1 protein-coding gene is annotated in these 546 nt (G+C 76.6%); it reads left to right on the top strand.

The window, feature by feature from the left end:
* The coding region (locus OZN99_RS33280; RefSeq protein WP_270939432.1) for an aldehyde dehydrogenase family protein at window positions 1-546 on the top strand (546 nt) is incomplete at both ends.

The raw sequence follows: 546 nt of genomic DNA, 5'->3' as shown, positions 1-546 counted from the left end.
GATGCGGCGATGGCGGCGCGGGAGGTGGAGGTCGCGCGCGACGCCTTCGCGGCCTGGAACGCGGTGCCGGTGGCGCGCCGCGCGGCGGTGCTGCGTCGCGCGGCGGAGCTGCTGGAGCAACGCCGCGGCGCCTTCGTCGCGGCGATCCAGGACGAAGGCTTCCGCACGCTGGACGACGCGCTCTCGGAGCTGCGGGAAGCCGTCGATTTCTGCCGCTTCTATGCCGACGAGGCCGAGCGCGTCATGTCGCCCGCCACGCTGCCCGGGCCGGTGGGGGAGAGCAACCGGCTGACGCTGCACGGGCGCGGCGTGTTCCTCTGCATCTCGCCCTGGAACTTCCCGCTGGCGATCTTCCTGGGCCAGGTGAGCGCCGCGCTGGCGGCGGGGAACGCGGTGGTGGCGAAGCCGGCGCCGCAGACGCCGCGCATCGGCGTGCTCGCCGTCCGGGCGCTGCGCGATGCGGGCGTGCCGGAGGAGGCGCTGCGCCTGGTGCCGGGCGGGCCGGAGACGGGCGCGGCGCTGGTCGCGCACCCTGCCATCCCCGGC

Source organism: Falsiroseomonas oryzae, from assembly GCF_027856955.1.
In the GTDB taxonomy this organism is placed as follows: Bacteria; Pseudomonadota; Alphaproteobacteria; order Acetobacterales; family Acetobacteraceae; genus Falsiroseomonas; species Falsiroseomonas oryzae.
The sequence above is the reverse complement of the archived record's forward strand: the minus strand, read 5'-3'. Positions and strand labels throughout refer to the sequence as shown.